The following is a 5,360-nucleotide window of genomic DNA, read 5'->3' on the forward strand; positions in this document are numbered from 1 at the left end:
AATATTTAAATTTTCTTTGATAAATATTACAGCAAAAATAAAGGTGATTACAGGAGATAGTAAAGCTATAGCTCTACCATCGGTTAAAGGAATAAATTTTAAGGCAAAGAAATATATAAATAGTGAGGCAGTTCCTATAATTCCTCTTAATAAATGTAGGGAAAATAAATTAGTTTTAAATAATTTTTTTCCTTCAAAATGAAGAGCAAAAGGTAGTAAAATAATAAGGGCGATAAAACTATGAAAGAAGATTACTTGTCCTTCACTGTAATTTTTATGGCCCAAAAATTTAGCTATTGTTACAATTGAAGATATAAGGAAGCAATGTAATATCATCCATAATATTCCAGTTATTTGACTTTTGTTATTTTGCATTTTTACTAATTATTATGATCAAAAATTTTGTGTATTGCTTTGTTAATGATAACTATTTATTTTACTAATTAAAACTTAATTTTAAAAAAAGATTTATGGCAAAAATACATAATATAGATGCATATAAGTTGTATAAATTACTTAAAGCTAAGCAAGCTTTGTTAATAGATGTGAGGGAGCCGGCTGAATATCAGTCAGAATCTATTCAGGGTGCCCATAATTTGCCTTTAGCAGAAGTTACAATAGATAAAATTGAGCTATTAGCAGATACAGATAAAAAATTAGTTTTTCACTGCTTATCAGGTAAAAGATCTTTGATGGCCTGTAATAAATTACGAAATGATGATATTGAATTTGATCTTTATAATTTGCAAGGCGGAATCTCTAGTTGGAAAAATGAAAAATTATCAATCTTAACATCGGCAAGAAAAATCCTACCATTAGATAGGCAAGTACAACTAGCCATTGGTTTAATGATAGTTTTTGGTTTAATTTTAAATTACTTTTTAAATAGTATTTGGTTAATATTACCCTTGATAGCTGGTTTTGGCTTGATTAACGCTGCAATAACTGGTTGGTGTGGCCTAGCAAGATTGATAGCTAAAATGCCCTGGAATAAATAATAATATTTGGAAGCTTTATTGTTTTTGCTTAAAGTCTTTGCTTTAGACTGAAATCTTGATTTTATTTGTGTTTTACGAATTTCTGCAAGTGTTTTTACAATTGTTACTGTGGTTATTGCAAGATATTAAAATGTTGAGATTAGGTGTTTGGTGGAGTTAACGGGAGTCGAACCCGTGACCTCTTGCATGCCATGCAAGCGCTCTACCAGCTGAGCTATAACCCCTAAATTTATTATTATTAAATTTAAATTATTGTTAATTATTTAGCAAGAAATCAATCTATAAACTAAAATATTTTTAAGGCTTGGCTTTACTTTTTTAAGTTTAATTATATGGTAGATGAATAACATATAAAATCTTTGATGAAAAAAATTTCTTTACTTACATTATTATCTTTCGCCTTAACATCATGTTACAATTATAATTACTCACCTATTTCACATCATAATAATTTTGATTTAAGTAAGATTGATTTTAGTGAAGATTTTAAGGTTGGTAGATCTTGCGCTAAATATAAAAACATAAAAATAGATGGTTCGGGCTTATTTGATGGTTCGCGTTCAATTATTGATGCTGCAAAAAATGCTGACATAAAAACAGTTGTGTTTGTTGAGCATGAAGAAATAAAAGAAATCTTTAAAAAACCAATTTACTGCACAATTGTTTATGGTAGGGAATAGTTAAGTTTACTTCTTTTAGTTAGCTTTTATATTTTTGATGGGCAGGATTATAAAAGAATATTTCAGGAACTATTTTCCTAATTTACGGATGTAGAGAATATGAGGTTTAAATAAGTTTTTGGTTTGCTCATAAATTTTAAACTTTTAAGCGTACCAAGGGAGGAGAAAAGTCTGTGAAGGTAGGATTAGTAAAATGTCAGATATAGGAAAATACACAAGACCAAAAGAACAATTTAATTGTTGAAATAACTCTCAATTTTTTATCAGAAAAAACAGTCAAAATTTGAAAGAAGAATATTATAATTAATTTTTCCTCAAATCAGTGATGATTTAGAAATAAAATTTGGAATAAGTCTATAAGGAATGTATTTAATACAAATACTGTTCTATAATTTTCTATTCTTCAATTGGATCCTGCCTTTTTACTATTAGTAATATAAGAGGCTTTGAGTTTAGCTTTTTGACTTTTTTGCAACTTACTGTAAAACTCGCAAAAATCTCTGTTTTTCAAATTAGAAACTTTAGATATTTCTTAAAAATCATGTTCCCATTTGGACATAAGATAAAAACAATTAGAAATTAACAGGCCAGAGCAGGAAAGGCTTTGCGATAAGAGGTTAGTAGTAATTTATAAAATCACTATTTGTAAAGTTTTTAAGCCTATTTGGGCTTCCTTTAAATTTGGAGCTTTTGCGTTTGTTTAGTTTAGAAGCAACATTTACGAACTTTTGAAGTTTACAATTAATGGCATATGGTCACTATAATCTATCCAGCCTTCATAACTTCCTACGCTAATATTATTGACTCTGTCTAGCCAATATTTTCCTGCAAAAATATAATCTATATGATATGGCTTATTTTTTTTGCGAAACATATAAAGAGTATTATCGCCCTCTTTTCATTGCTCTATATTTCTAGTTTTATGATAGATACTTTCTATTCCAGCGTTATCTAAAATATTTACTACATCTGTATGATTAGCCTCTTTTTTATAATGATCTCAAATAACATTACTGTACCAGTCTCCCAGTATAAGAGTTTTTTTATCAAATAGGTCTTTGTAATAATTTATTGCTCTATATAGTTGAACAATATAGCTGCTGTAAGGGTTTTTTGTATCTTGAGTCCGGACTGCTAGTATTAGAAATTTACCCTCATTAAATTCGACATTAATTGGTAAAACATATGAATACTCCTCATTATATGTTTTATTAATACTTATTTTTAGTTCTTTATTATAAGAACATACTGAAAGCCCTTTATTAATATTTTTTCCAATCCATATAGATTGATAATATAATTTTAGATGTTGTTCAAAATCTATTTTTTCTTTTGATTCTGATTTGGGAACAACCAAAATATCAGGATTATATTTTAGTGTCTTATCAGCTTTATTACGAAATGCCATTTGGCAATTTCAAGTTATTATTTTTTCCATAGAATTACAAAAATAATATTATTTGCTAAACAATATAAAATTTTTATATTTATTTTTGTTTAGATTAAGCTGTCTAATTAATTTAATGATTAAGCTTACAATTTACTGTTTTTTAATAATGAGGAGTCAATTAGTGGGGTGCCTTCTATTTGATACCAAGATTTAAGATAAACCACACCATCTACCAATGCTACCATACCAGCTTCGCTTTCTATAGCATTATCCATCGCTTGTTTCATATTTGTGGCTTTAGTTGGGAAGAAAAAGATAATATGACTGATATCTTTTCCAATAACACGCTTATCACTTCTTTCAAAATTAGCAGAATTAGAAATATCAATGTTTTTTGAGGATATAATTCAGAATTAAGCGATAAGTCATTTAACAGAAAAAAATCAATTGAAGGAGGCTTTGATCAAAGCCCAATAAGGCTAAACAGAAGTCTAGCTAAATTTTCTATATGGAATGAAGATTCAATAAAAAAACGTGCTGATATTTTGGCAAATGAAATGGTGGATATCTGGAAATTTCCAAAAATTTCAGATGAGACATTGGATCAATATAAAGAAAAAAAATCAGAAGATAAAATTTACACTACCCAAAATATGGAAGGTGGCCATTTCTTAACTGAAGGCCCTATAAAAGAGTTATTTGAGTTGCTTAGAAAAAAGGTTGTTAATATTGATTCTGCAGTAAGGGAGGAGGTCTTAAAGCTATATATAGCCTACAAAGCCGACACTAATTTTGTTGATGTTGTCCCTCAAAAAAGCAAGTTAAGATTAGCTTTAAATATGGATATTGATGAAATATACGATCCAAACAACCTCTGTATCGATGTAAAAAATAAAGGAAGATGGGGAAACGGAAGTGTGGAAGTTCATCTAAATTGTAAAGACCAACTTGATGACGTAATGAATTTGATTAAACAATCTTATGAGAAAAATTCCGAAAACTCATCTTCTTTCTGAATTTATTGCATCTACAAATAAAATTAGATCTTTAAGCCATTCAAAATTGAGATTATTTTCCTCTTTTTTTAATTCCTGATATAGCGATTCTCCCCAATTTTTGTCATTTCTCAATAGCATATTTTCTATGCATATTTTTAATTCTTTGCTAGGAATATTGCTCATAAAATTCTTAAAAAATAGTTAAAAATATCGATATTTTTCTTCTTATTAACTTGATGTTCAAACACCTCCGAGCTAATATATACCTAGCTTAAACGCTTATTTTAATAATTAAATTATATAAAAAATGACTAACAACAATCAAGCAAATAGAACATGCATTACTAAGGAAAAATATCACTGGGGGGAATTCAGAAAAATCTCAGTAGGAATAGATTTTTCTGTTATGATTTACCCTGAAAACTGGAATCAAATTGATAGTCTCAAAGCTGGAGATTCTCTTTTTTATAAAGATGATCAAAATGCCAGATGGGATGTTAGATTTGATGGTCAAAATTTATCTTTTAAAGATAGGGATTGTCATAGCTGTAAAGTGGAGGTTAAAAAATCTGAACTTTTAATGAACTAGCCACATCTCTCCTCAAATTCCTGATTAAAATTATCAATCTGACGAAGTGTTTCTTTACTTAAAAAATCAAGCTCAGACTTGGTAATTGTAATAGGATTTGCCCAAAGGCAGAGATTATTTACGGATGTACTTTTGCATCCTGCGTTTAACAGTAGAAATATTATCGTTCCTACGATTAGTCTGCCTTTTCTTAGATTTAGTTGATCTTCTAAATTATTTTTGAGTTGTTTTATTTCTGCTGATTTTTTGCCCTTGAAAAATCCAAAGCCAAAAACGGTGCAAATTCCTACTAAAAATATCACTGATTTGATGATTATTGTTTCGATCATTTTTTTATCCCTTTTTCAAATACACCAATTCCAAGCAAGCTTCCGCCAGCAATTAAAAACATGTTAATAATGCCAAGAGCTGTTGGGGCATCTGCTGCCCCTTGATAAAGAGAATAAGCAAATAAAATGATGGAAAATATAATTCCTGACCCAAGAAGGATAGAGCCCCATAACCTTTTGGAAGATTTATTGCCTCTGGAATCTTGTAAAAACTTGTTGGTCATACTTGCTAATTTATTAATTCAAAATGTGGTAAATCAAAAAATGTCTGATCGTGTAAATCATTGTCATTATCCCAATCAGCTCCGCATCTAATTTTAATATTGAGCTGATCTGCTGTAGCTTTTACATAGCCAACAAAGTGATAAAATCCGAT

At 28.9% G+C, this 5,360-nt stretch carries 11 protein-coding genes and 1 tRNA gene; 4 read left to right on the plus strand and 8 right to left on the minus strand.

Annotated features, from left to right (window positions below; genetic code table 11):
• Positions 1-375 (minus strand): DMT family transporter (locus HOH73_01170; GenBank protein ID MBT5827478.1); only part of this gene is annotated, 375 nt, incomplete at its 3' end.
• Positions 376-470: 95 nt separating this feature from the next.
• Between HOH73_01170 and HOH73_01175 the strand changes: the two genes are divergently transcribed.
• The gene (locus HOH73_01175; GenBank protein MBT5827479.1) at positions 471-998 is read left to right on the plus strand and encodes a rhodanese-like domain-containing protein; all 528 of its coding nucleotides are present in this window, start codon (positions 471-473) and stop codon (positions 996-998) included.
• 148 nt (positions 999-1,146) lie between these two features.
• On the opposite strand, the gene HOH73_01180 is transcribed toward HOH73_01175, so the two are convergent.
• Positions 1,147-1,222, minus strand: a tRNA-Ala gene (locus tag HOH73_01180).
• 138 nt (positions 1,223-1,360) lie between these two features.
• Here HOH73_01180 and HOH73_01185 point away from each other — a divergent pair.
• Positions 1,361-1,678 (plus strand): hypothetical protein, encoded by a 318-nt coding sequence (locus HOH73_01185; protein MBT5827480.1) that lies wholly within the window; start codon positions 1,361-1,363, stop codon positions 1,676-1,678.
• A gap of 718 nt (positions 1,679-2,396) precedes the next feature.
• Here the strand turns inward: HOH73_01185 and HOH73_01190 are convergent.
• Positions 2,397-2,552 carry a hypothetical protein gene (locus tag HOH73_01190; GenBank protein MBT5827481.1) on the minus strand — a complete coding sequence of 52 codons (156 nt, stop codon included), beginning with the start codon at positions 2,550-2,552 and terminating at the stop codon, positions 2,397-2,399.
• A 126-nt stretch (positions 2,553-2,678) separates the two neighbouring features.
• Entirely contained in the window at positions 2,679-3,086 is a 408-nt protein-coding gene (locus HOH73_01195; GenBank protein ID MBT5827482.1) for a hypothetical protein, read from the minus strand.
• A gap of 428 nt (positions 3,087-3,514) precedes the next feature.
• Here HOH73_01195 and HOH73_01200 point away from each other — a divergent pair, with 428 nt between their 5' ends.
• On the plus strand, positions 3,515-4,084 hold the full coding sequence (locus tag HOH73_01200) for a hypothetical protein (GenBank protein MBT5827483.1): 570 nt from the start codon (positions 3,515-3,517) through the stop codon (positions 4,082-4,084).
• On the opposite strand, the gene HOH73_01205 is transcribed toward HOH73_01200, so the two are convergent.
• Positions 4,070-4,249: a hypothetical protein gene (locus HOH73_01205; GenBank protein MBT5827484.1), complete on the minus strand. Its 180-nt coding sequence runs from the start codon at positions 4,247-4,249 to the stop codon at positions 4,070-4,072. The two genes, HOH73_01200 and HOH73_01205, sit on opposite strands and share 15 nt — an antisense overlap.
• 124 nt (positions 4,250-4,373) lie before the next feature.
• Between HOH73_01205 and HOH73_01210 the strand changes: the two genes are divergently transcribed.
• Positions 4,374-4,655, plus strand: a complete 282-nt coding sequence (locus HOH73_01210; protein MBT5827485.1) for a hypothetical protein — start codon at positions 4,374-4,376, stop codon at positions 4,653-4,655.
• Here the strand turns inward: HOH73_01210 and HOH73_01215 are convergent.
• From HOH73_01215 to HOH73_01225, 3 genes are all read right to left on the minus strand, one after another.
• Positions 4,652-4,984, minus strand: a complete 333-nt coding sequence (locus HOH73_01215; GenBank protein ID MBT5827486.1) for a hypothetical protein — start codon at positions 4,982-4,984, stop codon at positions 4,652-4,654. The genes HOH73_01210 and HOH73_01215 overlap by 4 nt on opposite strands.
• Positions 4,981-5,208: a hypothetical protein gene (locus HOH73_01220; protein ID MBT5827487.1), complete on the minus strand. Its 228-nt coding sequence runs from the start codon at positions 5,206-5,208 to the stop codon at positions 4,981-4,983. The genes HOH73_01215 and HOH73_01220 overlap by 4 nt, the downstream gene beginning before the upstream one ends.
• 5 nt (positions 5,209-5,213) lie before the next feature.
• The coding region (locus HOH73_01225; GenBank protein ID MBT5827488.1) for a M15 family peptidase at positions 5,214-5,360 on the minus strand (147 nt) is incomplete at its 5' end.

This window comes from Alphaproteobacteria bacterium (genome assembly GCA_018667735.1).
Lineage (GTDB): Bacteria > Pseudomonadota > Alphaproteobacteria > Rickettsiales > JABIRX01 > JABIRX01.